This is a genomic window from Okeania sp., from assembly GCF_983059655.1.
In genome coordinates this window covers 1-1,856 of record NZ_CEZPJD010000139.1, presented here as the reverse complement: position 1 = coordinate 1,856, position 1,856 = coordinate 1, and the positions used below count along the sequence as shown (strand labels likewise).

General features: G+C 37.4%; 3 protein-coding genes. All 3 read left to right on the top strand.

Annotated elements, in window-relative coordinates; all coding sequences use genetic code 11:
* Positions 1–200 precede the first annotated feature (200 nt).
* The 3 genes from cas1d to AC3DU7_RS10425 all read left to right on the top strand — a co-directional run bounded on the left by cas1d (position 201) and on the right by AC3DU7_RS10425 (position 1,851).
* Positions 201–1,205: a type I-D CRISPR-associated endonuclease Cas1d gene (cas1d, locus tag AC3DU7_RS10435; protein WP_488039285.1), complete on the top strand. Its 1,005-nt coding sequence runs from the start codon at positions 201–203 to the stop codon at positions 1,203–1,205.
* A gap of 75 nt (positions 1,206–1,280) precedes the next feature.
* Positions 1,281–1,553, top strand: a complete 273-nt coding sequence (gene cas2 / locus AC3DU7_RS10430) for a CRISPR-associated endonuclease Cas2 (protein ID WP_488039284.1) — start codon at positions 1,281–1,283, stop codon at positions 1,551–1,553.
* Between the two features lie 13 nt (positions 1,554–1,566).
* On the top strand, positions 1,567–1,851 hold the full coding sequence (locus AC3DU7_RS10425) for a hypothetical protein (protein ID WP_488039283.1): 285 nt from the start codon (positions 1,567–1,569) through the stop codon (positions 1,849–1,851).
* Positions 1,852–1,856: the final 5 nt, after the last annotated feature.

Here is a 1,856-nt window from a genome sequence, read left to right as displayed (position 1 = left end):
GCCCCCTAAATCCCCCAAAATTGGGGGACTTTTAGAAACAAATTGACTCTTATTCCCCCCAAAATTGGGGGGTTAGGGGGGCATAATCTCCCAAAATTGGCTTGATCGGGGGGCAAAATTCAGTATCAAAAAACCTTTCAGATATCCTCTGAATACCTGATGACTACTAACTGATAACTAACAACTAATAACTGAAAAAAATGGGAACTACTTACATCACTCATGAAGATGCTTTTATCGGTAAAAATGACGAACGTTTAGTCGTCAAAGCTGATAAACAAAAACTTTTAGATATACCATTAATTAAAGTAGATGGTGTAGTTGTTTTAGGTCGAGCAACTGTTTCTCCAGCAGTAGTAATGGAATTATTATCGCGACAACTTCCTTTATCTTTTCTAACAGCTAATGGCAAATATTTAGGCAGACTAGAACCGGAAATGACTAAAAATATTTTCGTTCGTTCCGCTCAATGGAAAGCTGCCGGAAAATCTGAACAAGCTGTTCATGCTGTTAAAGGTTTTGTTCGGGGAAAATTGAAGAATTATCGGAATATTTTATTGCGTCGGCAAAGAGAATCTTCCGAATTAGATTTCCAGCTACCCTTGAAAAAATTAGAAGGAGCGATCGCCCCAATTAATTCTACTAATAATATAGACTCCTTACGGGGATTAGAAGGTGCTGGAAGTGCCGCTTATTTTGGCTGTTTTAATCAGTTAATTAAAGGGTCAGATTTTACCTTTGAAGCTCGGCGACGTCGCCCTCCTACAGACCCAGTTAATTCTCTATTAAGTTTGGGTTATGCTTTGTTGCGCCATGACGTACAAAGTGCCGTAAATATTGTTGGTTTCGATCCTTATTTGGGGTATTTACATTATGAACGTTATGGTCGTCCTTCCTTAGCTTTAGATTTGATGGAAGAGTTTCGTCCGTTGGTAGTAGATATGGTAGTTTTTTCTGCTGTAAATAAACGGACTTTAACTGCCGAAGATTTTACAACTGAACCTATAAGTGGAGCAGTTTCTTTGACCAAAGATGGGTTGAAAAAATTCCTGGTTTTGTATGAAAAAAGGAAGCAGTTTAAGTTTAAACATCCAGTAGTGCAACGTCAATATACTTACCGAGAAGCTTTTGAAGTTCAGGCACGGTTGTTGGCTAAATATTTGATGGGAGAAACTGACCAATATCCACCTTTAATTATGCGTTAGATTTTGAGATTTTTTTACCCCAGCTTCTATTACTAAAACTGGGGTTTTATTGTTGATTTTGAGGAGAGAATTTTTATGTATGTGGTTGTTTGTTATGATATTTCTGATGATAAACGTCGGACAAAAATTCATAATATTTTAAAGTCTTATGGTCAGTGGATGCAGTACAGTATATTTGAGTGTGATTTAACTCAAACTCAATATGCTAGGTTGCGGGGTCGTTTGTCTAAATTACTGAAGGCCCAGGAAGATAATATTCGTTTTTATTTTCTGTGCCAATGTTGCCAGGGAAAAGTAGAACGGATTGGTGGGCCAGAAGTGAGGGACGATACTATATTTTTTGTTTAGAAATTAGATATAAATGCGACGATCGGTAGCTGTAGAAATTGAGAGGCAGAAAATAATGGCTGAAATTAAATCTGGGAAAGGGTTTGATATGGGTAGAGGGAGGGAAGCGATCGTCGCAAATTCTCTATTGCTTGCCTGGCAGGGGTTTTGGCAAAATACCTTTGTTTGGATATTGCAAATTTTTGATGGATTATGTTATTCTTTAATAGATGGTCGCAATCGAACCTTGAAAACTAAATATAGTAAGGGTTCTAAAATCCTGCGGTTTGAACATTACAAAATCCCTATTAGGGATTGAAACGA

What these genes read in the sequence shown, in the direction of transcription:
- AC3DU7_RS10425 (WP_488039283.1), top strand. Translation starts at nt 1,567, where the DNA reads ATGCGACGATCGGTAGCTGTAGAAATTGAGAGGCAGAAAATAATGGCT.
- cas2 (WP_488039284.1), top strand. Translation starts at nt 1,281, where the DNA reads ATGTATGTGGTTGTTTGTTATGATATTTCTGATGATAAACGTCGGACA.
- cas1d (WP_488039285.1), top strand. Translation starts at nt 201, where the DNA reads ATGGGAACTACTTACATCACTCATGAAGATGCTTTTATCGGTAAAAAT.